Source organism: Novosphingobium aquae, assembly GCF_037572715.1.
Lineage (GTDB): Bacteria > Pseudomonadota > Alphaproteobacteria > Sphingomonadales > Sphingomonadaceae > Novosphingobium > Novosphingobium aquae.
Map to the genome: position 1 here is coordinate 517,262 of NZ_JBBHJY010000001.1, position 18,775 is coordinate 536,036.

The window sequence follows — 18,775 nt, forward strand, 5'->3', positions numbered from 1 at the left end:
AGCCCACTAGTATACAATGGAACGGAACCGACGCGGCTGCCGTGCGTTGAGGCAGGTATTCTGCCGAACGGGAATCATGATGCACGGTAACGAAAACAATCTCCTGCGGGCGCTGCGGCGACAGGATTACGACATCGTCGAGCCCTATCTCAACGCGGTCCAGATCGAGGCGGGGTCGACGCTTTATCGGCCTGGGGACTTTGTCCAGACGGTCTATTTCCCCTGCGGCCCGGCGATGGCGGCCTATCTGGTCGAGCTTCCCGAGGGCAAGGGTGTTGAGACCGCGCTGATCGGCCGCGAGGGTGCGATGGGCGGGATTGTCAGCCAGGGACGGTTGCCCAGCTATTCACGCTGCACCGTGCAGACCGGCGGCACTTTCATGACCATCCGGTCAGAAGTGCTCGAGGAGCTGAAGGGCCGATCGGAAACGGTGCGTCACCTGTTTGCCCGTTATGCCGATTGCCTGATGGCGCAGGTGTTCCAGTCAGTCGCCTGCAATGCCGCCCACAATATCGATCAGCGCGCGGCCAAATGGATTGTTGCCACTTATGAACGCACCGGCAGCCGATCATTGCGTATCACGCAGGACCAGCTGGCGGACATGTTGGGAGTAGGGCGCAGCTACATCACCCGCGTTATCTCGCGTTTCAAGGATGATGGCATGGTCCAGACCGGCTGGCGGCAGTTGACCGTGGTCGATCTGGAAGCGATGCAGGGGATGGCCTGTGACTGCAACGAATCCGTCAAGCGGCACTTCAACGAAGTGCTGGCCGGGGTCTATCCGGAGCCATGATCCGCTCAGGCGCCGGCGATGATCACGCGAACGCCGGCCTTTTCGAGCACGGTGGCGAAGCCATCCGGAAGGGCGTCGGTGATGATCGTATCGATTTCTTCCAGCCCGCACACGATCGTGCCTGATTGCGACGAGAACTTTGAACTGTCGACCATCAGGATGACCTCTTCCGCCCGGTCGATCAACCGGCGCTCAGCGGCGACCAGCACGACGTCGGCCTGCATGATCCCCTGCGGCCCCACGGCGGCAGCGCCCATGAACAGCTTTGGTGCGTGGAAGCGCGGCATCGATTCCTCGCCCGCTGCGGCAAGGATGATGTTCTGTTCGCGGAACACCGTGCCTGAAGGCAGCAGGATACGCGTGCCCGGCTGGGGGAGCAGCGCGTTGACAATGTAGAGCGAGTTGGTCAGCACCTGGCAGTCGAGACCAGCAAGGTGCGGGACCATCTGCAGCGTGGTCGTGCCGCCATCTACCATGATCCCTTCGCCCGGCTGCACGAGCGCCGCCGCTGCCTTGCCGATTGCCTGCTTGGCGGCAAGATGCAGGGTTATCGACTTGTCGAACGGCGTGCCGATCAGGCGAGTCGATGCCTCGTCGCTTTCGGAAAGCTTCGCCCCGCCATGCACGCGGGTGATGCGCCCGGCGTTTTCCAGCCGCGTCAGGTCACGCCGGATGGTCGCCGGGCTGGCGTCGAGCCGCGCTTCGAGATCACGGTAGCTGACGAAGCCCGCCGGCTGCATGATATCGAGGATGAGTCGCTCGCGCTCCTCTGCGTGCATCGTGTGGTTACCCCCGTTCGGCCTCCAGCTGCTCGAGCGACTTGCCCTGATTGCTGGGCGCCCAGATATACCCGATCAGCCCCGAAGCAACCAGGAAACCGGTGAGAATCCACGCCAGCGTGTGGAAATCTGCCGAGGCGAGGGCGGGCACGGCAAGGCTCCAGATGCCAAGCCCGATACGCACCACGGCAAAGGTCACGCCCTGCGCGGTTGACCGAATCGCGGTGGGGAAAAGTTCGGCGCTCCACAGCTGGAAAAAGCTCTGCGCGCCGAAGCCGCCGGCAATACCCATGATGACGATGTGGACGATGACCACCGGCAGTGTGAAGGGCAGCACCGCCAGCAACGCCATGCCGACCACGTGCATCAGCGCCGAAATGCCGAACATCGTGCGCTGGCTGACCTTGTCGGACAGGGTCATGAAGATCGTCAGGATCGAGACGATGCCGATGCCGAAGTAGCTCGCCGGAACCACGGTAGCCGCCCATTCGGGCAGGTTGTTCTGCTCGATAAGGTAGGGTGTGAAGAAGCCGTTGTAGCCGGCCCACAGGTTCCACAGCCCGTACATGCAGATTAGGTAGAGCATCGATTTGACGTAGCGCGGACTGAATAGTTCACGCCAGTCGATGCCAGACGGGGCATCGCCCTTGGCCGCCTGGCTCTCTTCCCAGCGCTGCGATTCCTTCATGCGGCTGCGCAGGAATGTGAGCGCCAGTGCCAGCACTGCGAGGTGGATGAATAGCCAGCGCACACCGTCGATGCCGAAAGGCTTGAGGAAATAGGCCGCGAGCAGGACCACGACCGGGCCGAGATACCACAGCACCTGCGCCACGCCGGAATGGGCGCCGCGCTTGGTATCGGGTGCCTGTTCGGCGATCAGCGACCAACTGGCGGGAATATCCGCGCCCACCGCCAAGCCGACCAGAAGGAAGCCGGCGATGATCATCCACGCCGAGCTGGCGAAGATCAGGAACAGCATGCCGAAGGCGTAGAACAGCATGTCGTACTGGTAGATCTTCTTGCGGCCGAACTTGTCGCACAGCCAGCCGCCGATAAAGGCGCCGATACCGGCCGAAATGGCGTTTGCGCTGAAGGCGGCGATCAGGCCGATGAAATTGTCTGACAGGCCGTAGATGTCCTTCCACAGCGCCAGCGCCACCGATCCGGCGACAATCGAGCCGGCATCGATATAATTCGCCAGACCGGCCAGGATCGTGTCCCGCCAGCTGCCTTGACCCGAAGTGGCCGTGCTCATGCAGTCTCTCCCTGTGTAATTGCGTCTGCCGGGGCAGCGCCGTGTTCGATGGCGGCGCACCACTGCGCGCGGTATTGGGTAAGGTCGGTGCCCAGCGGCGTGACCGGCACCAGTTCGCCTTGCGGGCGCAGCGCCGGATCGATCAGCCGCAGCGCGCCGAACGATACGTCGTTATGCGCATTTGCGGTGTAGACCCGCGTTCCCGGACGCAGCGAGGCAAGCGCGCGCACGAAAACCTCCGCCTCGGCAAAGCGGCCCTCAACCAGCAAGCGGTCCTTCGATCCGATCAGGTCAAGCGAGGTGCTGGCCACCAGCGCGGCATAAAGGCAGGCGGCGGCACGGCGTTCGAACCAGCATTCCGGCCGGTTCAGCCAGCGCGCTTCGATGCGGGGGAAGGGGCCATTACCCGGCGCAAGCGACGGCAGCACCATCGCGCCATCGCTCACCACCTTGTCCACCGCGGCGAGGAGTGCGGGCTGGTCTGGCTTGACGTCGACGCGGCGGGTGTCGATCTCGATCAGCGTCTCGATCTCGCGCCCGCCCATGAAGCGGGCGGAGGGCACCGGGCGGCCATATGCATCGACATTGACCAGGCAATCGCGCGCTTCGGGCAGGCTGGCGCTGTCCACCACTTCGCCGGCCAGCCGCATGGCAATGAACCATGTTCCGGTGGACAGGACGGTCGCCTCATTGTCAGCAATCTCGGCAAAGCCGCGCGCGGCGAGCAAGGCGGCGTTGGAATCGTGCAGGCCGGCAAGGACCCTCGTATTGACGGGCAGGCCGGTATGCTGCGCGATTTCCGGGCGGAGGATGCCGACCGTGTCGCCGGCGCGGACAAGGGGAGCAAATTTCTGGGCCCAGCCGCGCGTCTTGGCCATATGCGAGAAATCGCTTGTCGATGGGTTCCAAAGGTCGGAATGGCATCCAAGGCTGGTAACTTCGCTCACCGCCACGCCGGTCAGCAACCATGCCCAGTATTGCGCGTAAGGCATCAGCGTCACGCCATCGAGCGCGCCGGCGGCGTCAAGATAATGCAGCTGCGCGCCGAAATTCAGACCGGCGGGCAGGGCGGGAGAGCCGGTCAGCGCGAAGCTGTCGCGCTGGGCGCGGTAGGCCGCCATGCGGTCGGCAGGCATGTCCCATTCGTAATCGATGCAAGGGAAAGCGAGTGCGCCGTCCCTGATCCCGGCGACCGCTGCGCCGTGCGAAACCGGGATGATCGCCTCTACCGGGTGCGCGGCAAATGTCGCCAGTGCCTCAAGCAACCACGCGCTATTCGCCGCGGTATCGAGCGGAATATAGGGGGTCGCAGCTTGCGGTTGGTTGGCGCGCGTCAGGCGTTCAAGGCAGCATCCGTCGCGCGTCCACAGGGACACCTTGCTGAGCGTCTTGCCGAAGTCGACGACGATGTAAGCACCTTGGGCCAATGCCCCCTCCCGAACGATTCAAACAATCAATAACGATCATGTTTGATCTTTTCCAGTTAAATTGCTACAGGATCGCCAAGCCGAGTCAACCGCCAATACCCGCCCGTAAGGGTTGGAGAGGATCGTCATGAACGCCCACACCCAAATTTCCGCCACTGCCCTGCCGTTCGCCGTTCCATCCAGCCGTTGGGACGACTCGGTAGCCGCGAAGCTGAGCGAAGCGGAGCTGCTGCTCTATCGCTCGAACCTGCTTGGCAGCGACCTGACCGTGACCAATTTCGGCGGCGGCAACACCTCGGCGAAGATCGTCGAGACCGATCCGCTCAGCGGCGCGGCGATCGAAGTTCTGTGGGTCAAGGGATCAGGCGGCGACATCGGCTCGATGAAGCTCGATGGCTTTGCCACGCTCTATCAGGACAAGTTGCTCGGTCTTGAAGCGCACTATTCCGGCCCGGACGATGACGACAAGATGGTCGGCTATCTGCCGCACTGCACGTTCAACCTGAACGGCCGCGCTGCGAGCATCGACACGCCGCTGCATTCGCTGCTGCCCTTTGCCCATGTCGATCACGTCCACCCCGACGCGATCATCGCGCTTGCCGCAAGCTCGGGCGGCGAGGCTGCCACGCAGGAAATCTGGGGCGGAAAGATCGGCTGGCTGCCGTGGAAGCGCCCCGGCTACACGCTCGGCGCAATGCTGCGCGATTACGTTACCGCGAACCCCGGCGTCGAGGGTGTCATGCTCGCCGGCCACGGGATCATCTGCTGGGGGGACAGCGCCAAGGCCTGTTACGAACACACGGTCGAGCTGATCGCCGATGCCGCGAATTACCTTAACGCCAAGCTCGCTGCCGGTCCCGCTTTCGGCGGCCAGGTAACTGCGCCCGACGCCGACCGCGCCGCAATTGTTGCAGATCTGATGCCGCGCCTGCGCGGGCTGATGACCGGCGCTCGCCGCAAGCTGGGCCACTGGTCTGACGATGCCGAGGCGCTGGAATTCACCGGTTCGGTCGAATTCGAACGGCTCGCCGGCCTTGGCACAAGCTGCCCGGATCACTTCCTGCGCACCAAGATCGCGCCGCTGACACTTGATCCCGCGCGCTTGCGTGATGACGCTTATCTTGCGGAAAAAATTGCCGATTACCGCGCGATGTACGCCGCTTACTACGACCGCTGCAAGCGCCCGAACTCACCCGCGATGCGCGATGCCAACCCGGTCGTGGTGCTGGTTCCCGGCCTTGGCCGCATGACTTTAGCCACAGACAAGACCACGGCGCGACTTGCCGGAGAGTTTTACGGCAATGCGATCAACGTGATGCGCGGCGCCGAAGCCATCGGTGATTACATAGCCCTCGACGAGCAGGAAGCCTTCGACATCGAATACTGGTTGCTTGAGGAAGCCAAGCTGCAGCGGATGCCCGCACCCAACCCGATGGTCGGCAAGATCGCGCTGGTTACCGGCGGGGCCGGCGGCATCGGCGCGGCGACCGCGGCGCGGCTGCTGCGCGAAGGCGCCTGCGTAATGCTCGCCGACCGCGATGCGGGCGCAGTGCAAGAGGTCTGCAACGGCTTTGCCGCCCAGTTCGGCAAGGACGTCGTCCGCGCCGCAACTTGCGACGTCACTGACGAGGCTCAGGTCAAGGCTACCTTCGATCTCTGCGCCCGCGAATTCGGCGGTCTCGACGTTCTGGTGGCCAACGCCGGCATCGCTTCTTCCGCGCCGATCGAGGAAACCACGGTCGAATTGTGGGACCGCAATTTCGATGTCCTCGCTCAGGGCTATTTCCTCACCGCCAAGCACGCCTGGCCGCTGCTGAAAGCAATGAAGGCGCAGGGCGGCACTTCGGTGGTGTTCATCGGTTCGAAGAACGCCGTTGCTGCGGCGAGCGGGGCTTCGGCCTATGCCTCGGCCAAGGCGGCGGCGAACCATCTTGCGCGCTGCCTCGCGCTGGAAGGCGCGCCCGAGGGTATCCGCGTCAACGTGGTCAACCCCGATGCCGTCATAAAAGGCAGCAAGATCTGGGACGGCGACTGGCGCAAGGAACGCGCGGCCAACAACAAGATCGATCCGGGCGCGGAACTCGAAGAGCACTACCGCAACCGTTCGATGCTGAAGCGCGATGTCCTGCCCGAAGACATTGCTGAGGCCACCTATTGGCTCGCTAGCGAGCTATCGAGCAAATCGACTGGTAACATGATCAACGTCGATGCAGGAAATGCGCAGGCATTCACTCGCTAGGATGCCGCGGGAGAGGCATATGATGAAGAAGACGTTCGCCGTTTTGGCCGTACTGGCCATGACCGTGCAGCCGCTGGCCGCGCAGCCGGCTGGCATGCCCCAAGGTATGCCAATACCCACGCCGATGGCTGCGCCTGCTGAACCCGGCGCTATCCCGCTTTATGGCGACAAGACTCCCGGGTCTGCCGCTACCGAGGTCTGGTCGAGCATGGGCGTGCGCAATGTCTCGCGCCCAACTCTCACGCCGTTTCTGCCAAAGCCAGGAAAGGGCAATGGCGCGGCAGTGATCGTCGCGCCCGGCGGTGCCTTCATGATGCTGTCGATGGAGAAAGAAGGCTGGGCTGTTGCCAAGGCGCTTGCGGATCGCGGGATTGCCGCCTTCGTCCTCAAGTACCGCCTCATCGAAACGCCGAACGACAATGCCGAGGCCATGCGCTTTGTCGGCCAGCAGATGATGAAGGAAGTGGGCAAGCCCATGGAGGGTGAGCTGATCAAGCGGACCAAGGCCCCCGAGGATGCCCGTGCCGCCTTCGCCATGGTCCGCGCCAATGCGGCGAAGTGGAAGATCGATCCGGCGCGCGTCGGCATCATCGGTTTCTCCGCCGGCGCCATGACCGCGCGCCGCGCTGCGCTCGATGGTGATCCGGCCGGTCGGCCCAATTTCGTCGGCTATATCTATGGTCCGCAGGATGCCGAGCCAGTGCCGGCCGATGCACCGCCGCTGTTCAATGCGATCGCAATGGATGACATGCTTTTTCCATCGAAGGGCTTCCCGATTGCCGCCGCCTGGCACGCAGCCAAACGGCCGGTGGAAACCCACGCATACCAGTCGGGCAACCACGGCTTCGGCCTTGGGCAGCCGGGCACGACTCATGCCATGATGCTCAATCAGTTCGTCACCTGGCTTGCGATGAACACGTTCCTCACGCCCACAAAGAAGTGATCCCATGACCAGCCTCCCGCTTTCCGCTGACCTGATTGCCGAAGCCAATTCCCGCGACATGGCGGCGCTGGACGAGGACTATGCCGCGCTTGGTCGCAAGCTGTCGCGCACCGGCATTGATATCGATGCAATCAAGGACCGCGTGGCCGGCTTCTCGGTTGCCGTGCCCAGCTGGGGCGCTGGGCGCGGGGGGACGCGCTTTGCCAAGTTCCCGATTGCGGGTGAACCGACCAACATCCACGAAAAGCTGGAGGACTGCGCGGTGATCAACCAGCTCTCCCGCGTTACGCCGCGCGTGTCGCCGCACTTTCCGTGGGACAAGGTCAGCGACTTTGCCGCCCTGCGTGAGGAAGCCGCGGAGCTGGGCCTCGGCTGGGATGCGGTAAATTCGAACACGTTCCAGGATCAGGTCGGGCAGGCCCACACCTATGCCAACGGCTCGCTGTCCTCGCAGGATGCCGGCGCGCGAGCACAGGCAGTCGAACACAACATCGAATGTATCGAGATTGGCAAGCAGCTCGGCTCGACGGATCTGACCGTCTGGGTCGGCGATGGCACCAATTTCCCTGGCCAGCAGGACTTCGCCCGCAGCCTTGACCGCTATCTTGATGCAGCGGGCGAGATCTACGCCGCCCTGCCGCACGATTGGCGGATGCTGCTCGAACACAAGATGTTCGAGCCAGCGTTCTATTCCACGGTGATTTCCGACTGGGGAAGCTCGATCCTCGCCGCGCAGGAACTCGGCCCCAAGGCCAAGTGCCTCGTCGATCTCGGCCACCATGCGCCCAACGTGAACATCGAACAGATCGTCGCGCGCCTTCACCGCTTCGGCAAGCTGGGCGGTTTCCACTTCAACGACAGCAAGTACGGCGACGACGATCTCGATTCCGGATCGATCAACCCGCACCAGCTGTTCCTCGTGTTCAACGAACTGATTGAGGCGGAACTCAATCCTCGGGACGGCTTCAACCCCAGCTACATGATCGACCAGTCGCACAACGTGACCGACCCGATTGAATCGATGCTGTCCTCCGCCGAAGCCATCACCCAATGCTATGCCAAGGCCAGCCTGGTTGACCGCGCTGCGCTCCACGGCGCGCAGGAAAGCAACGACACTATGATGGCGTTTCAGGCCCTGCGCCGCGCCTACAACGTCGATGTCGCTCCGATCGTTGCCAAGGCCCGCGTCGAGGCCGGCGGGGCGATCGACGTATTGGCGGTCTACCGCGAGTCCAAGTGGCGCGACCGCAAGGCGCAGGAACGCAAGGCTGTAGGGCTGGGCGCGGGGATCGTTTAAAGCGGGGAGAGCATGTAGGCCCGGCCATCGTCCATCGCGGAGAGGCTGGGCAAGCGCGCAGTCGCGCCGCTGGTCAGGTGGTATCGGGCGATCTCACCTGCCTTGTCGCCAGCCGGAACCGGGCGGCCCGGGGGTTCGAACCAGATCGGGATCAGCCCCGCTTCTATGCGCCCGTCCGCATGCCACAGCAGCCGCCCGATCATGCCGTTGACCGCCTGCGGATGGAACGGCGCGAGCGGGTAGGCGGGGTCGGGTTCGAACCCGAACATGGTCTTGCGCCGCTGCGCCCATTCCGCACGCGCCGGGTGATCTTGAGCCGGTGCCAGCGCATGGGTGACGACGCATCCGTTGCCGAGACCGTGGAAGATCGGCTTCCCTTCGAAAATTTCGATACCCTGCGCCACATGGGCATGATGGCCGGCAACGGCATCTGCCCCGGCGCGGATCGCGGCTTGTGCCAGCGGGCGCTCGTAGGCGGCAAGCGTTGCCGGGCTATGCGTGACGCCCTTGTGCAGCGCGACGATCACGCCATCGGCAGCCAGGCGGGCCGCGGCGATATCGGCCTCCATCGCGGCAAGGGAAGCCGGATCGATGTCGCGCAGGGTTGCCTGCGGCCGGCTCGGCCCGCCGTCGGTAGCGAGCACATTGACATAGGCGCAGCCGGGCCTGTCCTCGCCGGCCCAGCACAGCTCCGGCCCGACGCAGTTATAGCTGAGCAGGGCCAGCTTGCGATTGCCGACAGTCAGTATGGCCGGCCGGCGCGCCTCGCTCAGCGACATGCCCGCGCCGGCATGGGCGATGGCGTTGCGATCCAGGCCCGCGATGGTTTCGGCGAGACCCGGCACGCCGCAGTCCATCATGTGATTGCCCGCCATCGAGACCGCGCCAATGCCAGCCCGCGCCATTGCATCGAGGTGCAAAGGATTGGCTCCGGGGGCGGGGACGTCGCCCGGCATTTCCTCCTGACTGGTGGTATAGGGCACCTCAAGGTGGCCGATGACGAGGTCCACGCTGCGCAGGATTGGCGCAATGCCCGACAGCCAGTGATCGGGTTCGGGTACGTCGAGGATCAGGTCGCCGAGCAGCAGGATTTCGTCGGCCGCCATCAGATGGCCTTTGCTGCGCGCAGCGCCGCGATGGCCGGGGCATCATAGCCGAGTTCGCCCAGCACCGCGTCGGTATGTTCGCCAAGCGCTGGGACATGGTCCGGCACCGCTTCGTGATCGACCGCGAAGCCCGGTCCGAGGACGTCGAGCAACCTGTCGGTCCCCGGCAATGACGCCTGCTGTACCAGTCCGCGCGCGGCCATGTGCGGGTGTTGCATGATCTCGCCGACATCGCGCAGCATGGCGGCAGGCACGCCGGCAGTGGTGAGCGCTGTTTCGAGTTCGGCGGCAGACTGCTCCAGCAGGAACTCGGTCAGCCAGCCCTTGAGCGCTGCATAGTTCTCCACCCGCGCGGCATGGGTGGCAAAGCGCGAATCTGCCAGCATATCCTCGCGCCCGAACACGCGGAACAGGACTTCTATCTGGTGCTGGTGGTTGGCACCCAGCGCAATCCAGCCATCGGCGCAGGCATAGTATTCCGCGGTCGCCACCAATCGGAAGCCGCGGTTGCCGGTGCCTTTCGGGGCAACTCCGGTGAAGGACCAGACACTGGCCGCGCTACCCATGATCTTGAGCGCGGCGTCGAGCATGGCGACGTCGATGCGCTTGCCGAAACCGCTCGCGTCGCGTTCGCGCAAGGCGGAAAGCACCGAGATCACGCCCAGATATCCGGTGAAGCAATCGACCACCGGCAGGCCGATCTTGAACGGGCCGGCATCGGTGCCGTTCATGATCGCCATGCCTGACACAGCCTGCGCGATGTGATCGTAGGCACCCCAGTCGCGCAGGGGGCCGCTCTGCCCGAAGCCGCTGAGCGAGAGCATGATCAGGCGCGGGTTTGCCGTCTGCAGTTCCTCCCAGCCGAGCCCGAGCCGCGCGATCACTCCCGGGCGGTAATTCTCAACGAGAACATCGGCGCGCGCGGCGAGATCGCGAGCGATCTTGCGGCCGTCCTCGCTCTTGAGGTTGAGCGTTACCGACCGTTTGCCGGCATTGGCCGAGGCGAAGGGAACGCTCATGCCGGGCAGGCCCGCGTGTTCGGTATAGTGACGGAAATCGTCGCCCTTTTCCGGCGGTTCGACCTTGATCACTTCCGCGCCCAATTGTTGCAACATCTGGGTGCAGGTCGGCCCGGCGATGGCGTGGGTGAAATCGAGCAACCGAATTCCGGCAAGCGGCTTCATGCTTCGCGCTCCGTGGAAAAGGCGCCCCGGGCGGCGAGGTCTGCCTTGTCAAAGCCCAGTTCCGCAAGGATCGCGGCATTGTCCGCACCGGCTGCGCCAGCGGCCTTCGGGGCGGTCAGAGCAGTGCCGGAAATCGCGAAAGGCAGGCCAAGCTGCGTCACCGGTTCCTGTCCATCCACCGGCACCTCCAGCACCATGCCGCGCGCGCGGTTGTGCGGATGGGCGAGCGCTTCGGCGGGGGAATAGACCGGCATGGCCTGCGTTCCGGCCTCGGTCAGCAGCGCGTGCCATTCGCCGCGCGGGCGGGTGAGGAACAGAGCGGCAAGCTCGGCGTGCATGCGCGGCTGTTCGGCAATGGTGTGCTGGAGCGCGGCGAATTCCGGCTTGCCCATCGCCGCGCAGAACCGCGCCCAATAAGCCGGCTCCATGTCGGTTGTGCAGAGATAGCCGCCGTCCTGGCACAGCCAAACGCCGCCCTTGGGGTGCCACTGGCCGAGCGGGGGCAAGCGCTCCAGATCGTCCTCGCGCCCCATGCCGACGAGCAGAAGTGGCATCGAGGCGTCGGACATGGCGACATCGACATGAGCGCTTTTCCCGCTGCGCTCGCGGGCCTGCAGCGCCACCAGCATGGCGATAGTCGCATGGGCACCGGTGAGCACGTCGGCCACCTGAAGGCCGGGGAGCGAAGGCACCGGCAGGCCGTTAAGCCGCCCCAGCGTTCCGGCGAGCGCCAGAGCCAGCGGATCGTGACCTGCCTGTCCCGCAAGCGGCCCGGTCTGCCCGGCGAAACTCACCGAAAGATATATCAGGCGCGGGTTAAGTGCGGCCATTGCGTCATAACCGAGGCCCATGCCGGCCATCACGCCGGGGCGGTAATCCTCGATCAGAATGTCGGCCGCGGCGATCAGCTTTTCGAGCACCGGGCGTGCGGCAGCGGCACCGGGGTTGATCTTCAGGCTGCGCTTGCTGCGTGTGTAGCTGGGGCGAGCGCGGGCGCGGGCGGATTGCGCGCCAAGCATCGCTTCCTGCTTGGCGATCTCGCGCGGGTGTTCGATGCGGATGACCTCCGCGCCCATGTCGGCGGCGATCCAGCTGGCATAGGCGCCCGGCAGGAAGCGCGAGAAATCGACGATCTTGAGGCCTTCAAGTGCCGACATGTCGCGCCTCCGCCCGGGCAGATGCGGGGCCTTCGATAAACGCGGTGATCGCCGCTTCGATCGCCGCGCCGTCCTCGCCATCGCGATTGAAATTGTCGGCGGTGAGTTCAAGCACCGGATAGCCCGCTGCGCGCAAGGCCCGAACCACGAAGGGATCGGCGTCCTGCAAGGCGACCACGGCGTCGACCGCGTGGGTGTCCGCCTCGTGGACGTACCACGGCCCGGCCCAGGTGGGCATACGCAGTTCATCGCCCATGCAGACCACGCGGCTGGCGAGCGCGCGCAAAGGATCGCGGTCGCCGGAAATGTCGCGGACATAGCCGTCTGCCGCCAGAGCGAGGTACATCGACCAGACGAAGACCGCGCCGTGGCTCTCTTCCCACTTCTGGTAGAAGCCCATCTCGCTCCATAACCCGCGTCCGACCCACATCAGCCGCACGCGCTCATTGGGGCAAGCTGCAAGGCCGGCATCGGCGCGCGCCTTGACTTCTTCGTAGAACGCCTTGGCCGCATCGCGCGCCCATGGCGTGCCGCGCTGCCACTGCGGGATCATCGTCGCGGGCATCGAATCGACCACGCTGATCGGCGCAGGCACGGTGCGGGCGACGAGGTCGCGGGTCTGGCGGTAGTAATCCTCCTGCTCGTTGACGAGCTCCATGACCTCTCGCAGGCGCTCCATCGAAAATGTGCGTTCGGTCTTCTCCTCGATAGCGGCGATAACCTCGCGCATTTCCGCAACCATCAGATCGACGCGCTCGGCTTCGACAGCCTGCTCCCAATTACCGGGAAGCTGCACCCACCAGTCCGAATAGAGATCCGGGCGCGGGTCGATCGTGCGTTCATAGACGAAGCTCTGTGCGCCGGCTTCATTGCCCCAATGCTCGAAGATCTTGAGAGTGGGATCGGACGAGGCGACGGCGTGGACGAAGTCCGGTCGCGGCAGGCCGCCCCAGGGGGCGTTGTCTGCATCGTCATCGAATACGGCGGCCAGACCTTGCGCCGAATAGGCCTCGACATCGGCGGGATAGTCATGCGCGCGCAGCAGGCTTTGATAGTGGCGCGATTGCTGTTTGGCGGCGACGATTGAGGCCCACCACTGGTTGACCACGAAAGGCACGTCCATCGCGCGCAGGATTTCCTGCGGGGCATTGGCATTGACCACGGCGAAGGGCGATCCGGCGGATACTTCCTCGCGCACCCGGGCGAACCAGTCGCGCTGATAGGCGTTGACGTCTGCCGTGGAGGTCAGCGATTTGCGGCTGCGGCCTTGTTCGGAGCGGGGCTTCGGCTTGGCAGGCGGCGCTGGCGGCGGGGCGCTGGCGGGCTGAACTTCGTCACCAGCCAGCGCTGCCGAAATGCCCGCGCGAACTGCGGCGTCAGGGATCGAACCACAGCGCAGCGCGGCGAAGCGCTGGCCAACGGGAAGGGCGGCGCGAATGGCGGCGATGTCCCATGGCGCGGCCTCATCGCCGTCGATGGCAATGTGCAGGACGAGGTCGGGCGAGAGGTTGCGGACGCGCTGGGCGATGCCTTCGGCGACCGCAAACGGCGAAGAAACCCGGGCCGGCGCGGCGTGGAGACTGGCCCAGCCGTGATCGGCACCGATGATGGTTGCGCCTGCCTCCTCGATCGCGCGGTACAATTCCGCGCCCTCATGCGCGGTGCCGCAAAGGAACACTCTGGGGCCTGCGGGGGCGACCGCTTCAGTCGGTACTGCCAGTGCCGCTTCGAGCGCGGCAAGGCTTTCATCCACCGGTAGGATTGCGCAGGCGGCGACCAATTCGAGGTGCTCACTGGCCGGGATGGCGCCTTCCAGTTCGCCAAGCAGACCCTCGATGCGCTCCAGCTTTTCGCGGGCAGCGGCGAGCGAACCGGCATCTACAGCCGACCCGCGAAGACCGGCCAGCCAGTCGTGCAACTGGGCAAGGCGCGCTTCGTTGTAGGCCGCCGAAGCGGGCCGATCGATGTGCAGCAGGTCGCAGAAATGGACATGGTGCGGCACCGCCTCACCCAGTCGGCCAAGCTCGCGCAGGGCGGCGAATATCTGCGGCTGGTCGGCATCAGCCTGGGTGATCAACACCGGCACGTCAGGATGTGCGGGACCAAGCAGCGCTTCGAGCAAACGCCGCCCGCGCGGGCCCATTTCGGCCGCGCCCATGATGGCATCCGCGCGCGGGGTCGCCTCAAGCCTTGGCGCAACGAGGCGCACGGGCTGAAAACCCGCCGCGATCAGGTGCGCGCGCGGGGCATCGTAGCCCAACGTACGGATCGGGCGCCGACCTTCGGCAAGCGCTCGCGCGACTTCGCCTTCGGGATTGGTGGTGGCGCGGCGCAGGCTGTCGATCATCAGATCGCGCCGGCGGCTTTCAGCGCGGCGATGCGGTCTTCGTCATAGCCGAGCAGGTCGCGGAAGATCGCCTCGTTGTGCTCGCCGATGGCAACCGGGAGCGCATCGTCGAAGCCGGTCGTCGCGCCGGAAAACTGGATCGGAATGCCGGCAGTGCGCAGGTCTATGCTGGAACGGTAAAGCGGGTGCTTGACCGCCATCGTTTCCTGACGGGCGACCACCCGCGGATCGACCAGCGCGTCTTCGGGATGGCGGACCGGGGCCACGGGCACGTTCTGCGCCTCAAGCGCGCGAACAACCTCGACCAGTGGCAATTTGCGCGACCATTCATTGATCGTCGCTTCCAGTTCAGTGGCATTGGCCACGCGCACATCGCGGCTGCAAAAGCGCGGGTCTTCCCCCAGTTCGGGCTGGCCCATGGCGGCGAACAGCCCGCGCGCCAGCGGCTCGTGAACAGCGACCACCGCAACATAGCCATCAGCGCATTCAAACACGCCGAAGGGGGAGAGACGCTGCACGGTCAGTCCGGTGCGCGCCGGCATTCCGGCGGCGGCCATGGCGGACCAGTTCTCGATCGCGACGAACGACGTCAGCGCGCCCAGCATCGATACGTCGACATGCTGGCCGGTGCCGGTCTTGTGGCGCTGCTCGATGGCGGCAAGGATGCCGATGACGGTGAAGACAGGGGCCAGCATATCGGCCATCGGAACGCCAATGCGCACCGGCGGGTGGCCGGGTTCGCCGCTGGTGTACATGGCACCCGACAGCGCCTGGATGATCACGTCCATCGCCTTGCCATCGTGGTCGGTGGCGCCAAAGCCGGACAGCGAGGCAAAGACAACGCGCGGGTTCACTGCCTTGCAGGCTTGGTAACCGACGCCGAGGCGGTCAGCGGTTCCGGCGGTGAAATTCTCCACCACGATGTCGGCCTTGGCGACAAGGTCGAAATAGACCGCGCGGCCTTCGGGCGTCTTGAGATCGAGCGACACGCCGTACTTGCCGCGCGCGCGGGTCAGGTGGCTGATCGAGATGTCGTCGTCGTGCCTGCGCACTACCTGAATGCCGTCGCGGCCCACGTAAGGGCTGTTTTCGCGGGCAAGGTCGCCGCCCTTGGGCTCTTCCACCTTGATCACCTGGGCGCCAAGTCCGGCGAGGAGCATCGTGGCATAGGGGCCGGCCAGCGCGCGGGTCAGGTCGATAACGACAAGTCCTTCAAGCGGGCGGTGCATCAGATCGCTGCCGTTACTCACTTTGTATCTCCAATAGGCCGATTGTCTCCAATGGGCGAGGCGGGGCAGGGCTTACTGCCGGCGGCGATGAGGCGCTGCGCCTCTTCGAAAACGGGCATGCCATCGATGCCGAAAACGGAAAGCCGCTTGGCCTGATCGATGGCAAAATGGTTATAGAGCGTGTCAAGCTTGGTCTGCTCGGCTTGCGGGAAGGGGATGATCTCCACCTTGTGCGTAGTGGCGAATTGTAGGCCTGCCTTGTCGGCGCGGCTTATCTGGCCGTTAAGCGCCTTTTCCCAGACCGGCTTCGACGCCAGCAGCAGCGCCTGCAGGTCTGCGGGCAGCCGGTCAAACGCCCGCTTCGACATGGCGCGCGCGGGATAGGCGCCGCGGCTGAAACGCAGCGCGGTGAAGTGGTGCGCGACTTCCGAGAAGTGCAGGCTCTTGATCGTGTCGGCGGGCGCAACCACGCCGTCGATCACACCCTTGGCCAGCGCGGAGTAAACCTCGCCCATCGGCATGTTGACCGGATCGGCACCGAGCGCGCGCAGCACGTCGATGGCGTCGCTTTGCGCGCGCAGGCGCAGGCCCTTGAAATCGGCGAGGGTGCGGATCGGCTTGTGGCGCGTCATCACGCCGGGGAAGTTGCCGCCCTGCGCGGCGAGGACGACAAGGCCTTCGAGTTCGCGGCCGAATTCGGGGAATTTCGCATTGAGGCAGTCATAGACCGCGACCTGGTCCTCGATCGTCTGGATGCCGCCGTAAAAGCCTGACTGGGCGCGCAGCATATGCGCGCCGCCGCGCGAATAGATCGGGGTGATCAGGCCGATATTGGCAAGATCGTGGCGGATCTCGGTCATGCTCATGTCCGAACTGAGCAGGGCGCCTGACCAGTAGGTCTTGAAGGCGATGCGCCCGCCGCTCGCGGTTTCGACATGCTTCATCCACTCGATATCCGCTTTGCTGAACGGATGACCCGGCGGATAGGGCGAGGCATAGCTGATGACATGCTCGGCCACGGGCGCAGGCTTGCCGCAGGCGGCGAGAGCGAGGCAGAGCAGGAGGGTGAGGATCTGGCGCATCGGCTTCATCCTGCAACGATGCCCGGCAACCACAAGGTCAGCGCGGGAACGGCGATGATCACGCCGAGGTGGATGAAATCGGCGACGAGGAAGGGGATCACCCCCCGGAAGATCGTGCCGAGCGACAGGTCCTTGGCCAGACCCTGAATGACATAGATGTTGAGCCCCAGAGGCGGATGGACAAAGCCGATCTCCATGGTGCGGACCAGGAAGATGCCGAACCAGATCGGACTATAGCCAAGCTGTTCCGCAATCGGCAGGAAGATCGGCGTTGTCAGCAGCATCAGCGCGACCCCGTCAAGGAACGAGCCGAGCAGCAGCAGCACCAGAGCCATGACTACGATGGCGAGCAGCGGGCTGGCGTGGAGGTCGGTGACAAGTGCCGAAAGCGCTTCGGTTATGCCCGACACGCCGACGAAGGCTGCGAAGACCAGCGCGCCGATGATCACGACATAGATCATGCCGGTGGTCCGCAGTGTGTCCTTGAGCGCTCTGGTGATCGCTGGCAGCTTGAACCCGCCGCGAATGGCGAGCAGCACCAGCGATACAACCACGCCAACCGATGCCGCCTCGGTCGGGGTGAACCAGCCGATCATCATGCCGCCGATGACGAAGAAGATCAGCGCGAAGATGTCGATCACCTTGCGCAGGGCAGGCAGGCGCTCACGCCAAGGAACCCGCGCCGTCGCCGGTCCGAGTTCAGGCTTGATCGCGCAGAGGATGACGATGGTGATGAGGTAGAACACTGCCTGGCTGAGGCCGGGCACCACGGCGGCGGCGAACAGCTTGCCGATCGATTGTTCGGCGATGATGCCGAAGACGATGAGCGCGCCCGATGGCGGGATAAGCGATCCCAGTGTGCCGCCGGCGGCCAGTGCCCCCGAAGCAAAGCCCGGATGATAGCCGGCCTTGCGCATCTCGGGGAGCGCAACCGAACTGATCGTCGCGACCGTGGCAAGGCTCGATCCGCTGATCGCGCCGAAGCCCGCGCAGCCGCCGATTGAAGCAAGCGCCAGCCCACCGCGCCGATGGCCGACGAACTTGGCGGCAACGTCGAAAAAGTCCCGGCTCGCCCCGGCGGCGAAGCAGATATGCGCCATCAGCAGGAACAGCGGCAGGACGCCAAGTTCATATTTGGAGAGGATCTCGAACGAGACCACGCCGCCCTTGATCAGCGCCGCCTCGGGCGAAATCAGGACGGCCAGCCCGCCAAGACCAACGACGAGCAGGCCGATGCCGATCGGCACGCCGCCCGCCAACAGTGCCAGCAGCAGGACAATGCCGAAAATGCCGATGAGTTCGGTCGTGATCACGCCTTTTCTCCTTCGCGGGGAGTGGAAGCGAAGGCGCGTTTGAAGAACTGCCAGGCGATCAGCAGCGCGACGACGAGCCACAGCAGCCGCAGCCAGCGGAAGGGAATGTGGAGCAGTTCAGATTGTTCGTGCGCGTTCCACATTTCGGCGGAAATCCAGGCTGAACCGGCAAGGATGACGAGGAACGTCACGCCGCTGACAAATGCCGCCACCCGCGCCATCATCCGCGCCCGTTCGCTCGAAAGCCGGCTGGTCAGCATGTGGACCGAGGCGTGGTTGTCCGTGATCGTGGCGATCAGCATGGCCGAGGTTGCCAGCAGGACCACCGCCGCCTGAACCAGTTCGATCGAGCCGAGCAGGTTGAACCCGGCATGCCGGCCGGTGACCGCAATTGCGTCCGAAAGCGTCGCGCCAATCAGGCCCCCTCCGCCAACCGCAAAGGCCACCCGGGCGAGCTTGCTGTCGGGCTTCGACGGTTCGGCCGTGCCGATATCGCTGGCGCCGCCATCCGCCGCATCGCTAAGGTCCATTTCAGTCCACTCCCCAGCCTGCGCTTCCCGTTCATACGGCGACGGTTGACAGGTGTCTGTCCGAATCGTCTATTAGGGCACAAGTCGAGACGGT

15 protein-coding genes are annotated in these 18,775 nt (G+C 64.8%); 4 read left to right on the forward strand and 11 right to left on the reverse strand.

Annotated elements, in window-relative coordinates:
- The first annotated feature begins 79 nt into the window (after window positions 1-79).
- A complete protein-coding gene (locus WG900_RS02720; RefSeq protein WP_339964484.1) occupies window positions 80-793 on the forward strand; it encodes a Crp/Fnr family transcriptional regulator in 714 nt (237 codons plus the stop codon).
- Between the two features lie 5 nt (window positions 794-798).
- On the opposite strand, the gene WG900_RS02725 is transcribed toward WG900_RS02720, so the two are convergent.
- From WG900_RS02725 to WG900_RS02735, 3 genes are read right to left on the reverse strand one after another with little or no spacing between them, the layout of a single operon-like run.
- A complete protein-coding gene (locus tag WG900_RS02725; protein ID WP_339964486.1) occupies window positions 799-1,572 on the reverse strand; it encodes a DeoR/GlpR family DNA-binding transcription regulator in 774 nt (257 codons plus the stop codon).
- 7 nt (window positions 1,573-1,579) lie between these two features.
- The gene (locus WG900_RS02730) at window positions 1,580-2,827 is read right to left on the reverse strand and encodes an MFS transporter (protein WP_339964488.1); all 1,248 of its coding nucleotides are present in this window, start codon (window positions 2,825-2,827) and stop codon (window positions 1,580-1,582) included.
- Complete coding sequence (locus WG900_RS02735) at window positions 2,824-4,254, reverse strand: FGGY-family carbohydrate kinase (protein ID WP_339964490.1); 1,431 nt, start codon at window positions 4,252-4,254, stop codon at window positions 2,824-2,826. The genes WG900_RS02730 and WG900_RS02735 overlap by 4 nt, the downstream gene beginning before the upstream one ends.
- A 127-nt stretch (window positions 4,255-4,381) precedes the next feature.
- Here WG900_RS02735 and WG900_RS02740 point away from each other — a divergent pair, with 127 nt between their 5' ends.
- The 3 genes from WG900_RS02740 to rhaI are packed head-to-tail and all read left to right on the forward strand — an operon-like array spanning window position 4,382 to window position 8,733.
- Entirely contained in the window at window positions 4,382-6,493 is a 2,112-nt protein-coding gene (locus WG900_RS02740; protein WP_339964491.1) for a bifunctional rhamnulose-1-phosphate aldolase/short-chain dehydrogenase, read from the forward strand.
- Between the two features lie 19 nt (window positions 6,494-6,512).
- Entirely contained in the window at window positions 6,513-7,436 is a 924-nt protein-coding gene (locus WG900_RS02745) for an alpha/beta hydrolase (RefSeq protein ID WP_339964492.1), read from the forward strand.
- A gap of 4 nt (window positions 7,437-7,440) precedes the next feature.
- Window positions 7,441-8,733, forward strand: a complete 1,293-nt coding sequence (gene rhaI / locus WG900_RS02750) for an L-rhamnose catabolism isomerase (protein ID WP_339964494.1) — start codon at window positions 7,441-7,443, stop codon at window positions 8,731-8,733.
- Here rhaI and WG900_RS02755 read toward each other — a convergent pair.
- Genes WG900_RS02755 through WG900_RS02790 form a run of 8 tightly spaced genes read right to left on the reverse strand, consistent with a single transcriptional unit; the run spans window position 8,730 to window position 18,681 of the window.
- Complete coding sequence (locus WG900_RS02755) at window positions 8,730-9,839, reverse strand: CapA family protein (protein WP_339964496.1); 1,110 nt, start codon at window positions 9,837-9,839, stop codon at window positions 8,730-8,732. The genes rhaI and WG900_RS02755 overlap by 4 nt on opposite strands.
- Complete coding sequence (locus WG900_RS02760; RefSeq protein WP_339964498.1) at window positions 9,839-11,023, reverse strand: CaiB/BaiF CoA transferase family protein; 1,185 nt, start codon at window positions 11,021-11,023, stop codon at window positions 9,839-9,841. Before WG900_RS02760 ends, WG900_RS02755 begins: the two co-directional genes overlap by 1 nt.
- A complete protein-coding gene (locus tag WG900_RS02765; RefSeq protein WP_339964500.1) occupies window positions 11,020-12,180 on the reverse strand; it encodes a CaiB/BaiF CoA transferase family protein in 1,161 nt (386 codons plus the stop codon). Before WG900_RS02765 ends, WG900_RS02760 begins: the two co-directional genes overlap by 4 nt.
- Window positions 12,167-14,527: a 2-hydroxyacyl-CoA dehydratase family protein gene (locus WG900_RS02770; protein ID WP_339964502.1), complete on the reverse strand. Its 2,361-nt coding sequence runs from the start codon at window positions 14,525-14,527 to the stop codon at window positions 12,167-12,169. The genes WG900_RS02765 and WG900_RS02770 overlap by 14 nt, the downstream gene beginning before the upstream one ends.
- The gene (locus WG900_RS02775; RefSeq protein ID WP_339964504.1) at window positions 14,527-15,777 is read right to left on the reverse strand and encodes a CaiB/BaiF CoA transferase family protein; all 1,251 of its coding nucleotides are present in this window, start codon (window positions 15,775-15,777) and stop codon (window positions 14,527-14,529) included. The genes WG900_RS02770 and WG900_RS02775 overlap by 1 nt, the downstream gene beginning before the upstream one ends.
- Window positions 15,774-16,838 (reverse strand): TRAP transporter substrate-binding protein DctP, encoded by a 1,065-nt coding sequence (gene dctP / locus WG900_RS02780; protein ID WP_339964506.1) that lies wholly within the window; start codon window positions 16,836-16,838, stop codon window positions 15,774-15,776. The genes WG900_RS02775 and dctP overlap by 4 nt, the downstream gene beginning before the upstream one ends.
- Window positions 16,839-16,843: 5 nt before the next feature.
- The gene (locus WG900_RS02785; protein WP_339964508.1) at window positions 16,844-18,151 is read right to left on the reverse strand and encodes a TRAP transporter large permease; all 1,308 of its coding nucleotides are present in this window, start codon (window positions 18,149-18,151) and stop codon (window positions 16,844-16,846) included.
- Window positions 18,148-18,681, reverse strand: coding sequence for a TRAP transporter small permease subunit (locus WG900_RS02790; RefSeq protein WP_339964510.1), 534 nt, complete (start codon window positions 18,679-18,681; stop codon window positions 18,148-18,150). Before WG900_RS02790 ends, WG900_RS02785 begins: the two co-directional genes overlap by 4 nt.
- Window positions 18,682-18,775 lie beyond the last annotated feature (94 nt).

Bases quoted from the DNA above. Each gene is read 5' to 3' on its own strand.
- dctP (WP_339964506.1), bottom strand. From the start codon at position 16,838: ATGCGCCAGATCCTCACCCTCCTGCTCTGCCTCGCTCTCGCCGCCTGC.
- rhaI (WP_339964494.1), top strand. From the start codon at position 7,441: ATGACCAGCCTCCCGCTTTCCGCTGACCTGATTGCCGAAGCCAATTCC.
- WG900_RS02730 (WP_339964488.1), bottom strand. From the start codon at position 2,827: ATGAGCACGGCCACTTCGGGTCAAGGCAGCTGGCGGGACACGATCCTG.
- WG900_RS02745 (WP_339964492.1), top strand. From the start codon at position 6,513: ATGATGAAGAAGACGTTCGCCGTTTTGGCCGTACTGGCCATGACCGTG.
- WG900_RS02755 (WP_339964496.1), bottom strand. From the start codon at position 9,839: ATGGCGGCCGACGAAATCCTGCTGCTCGGCGACCTGATCCTCGACGTA.
- WG900_RS02720 (WP_339964484.1), top strand. From the start codon at position 80: ATGCACGGTAACGAAAACAATCTCCTGCGGGCGCTGCGGCGACAGGAT.
- WG900_RS02740 (WP_339964491.1), top strand. From the start codon at position 4,382: ATGAACGCCCACACCCAAATTTCCGCCACTGCCCTGCCGTTCGCCGTT.
- WG900_RS02765 (WP_339964500.1), bottom strand. From the start codon at position 12,180: ATGTCGGCACTTGAAGGCCTCAAGATCGTCGATTTCTCGCGCTTCCTG.
- WG900_RS02760 (WP_339964498.1), bottom strand. From the start codon at position 11,023: ATGAAGCCGCTTGCCGGAATTCGGTTGCTCGATTTCACCCACGCCATC.
- WG900_RS02725 (WP_339964486.1), bottom strand. From the start codon at position 1,572: ATGCACGCAGAGGAGCGCGAGCGACTCATCCTCGATATCATGCAGCCG.
- WG900_RS02790 (WP_339964510.1), bottom strand. From the start codon at position 18,681: ATGGACCTTAGCGATGCGGCGGATGGCGGCGCCAGCGATATCGGCACG.
- WG900_RS02770 (WP_339964502.1), bottom strand. From the start codon at position 14,527: ATGATCGACAGCCTGCGCCGCGCCACCACCAATCCCGAAGGCGAAGTC.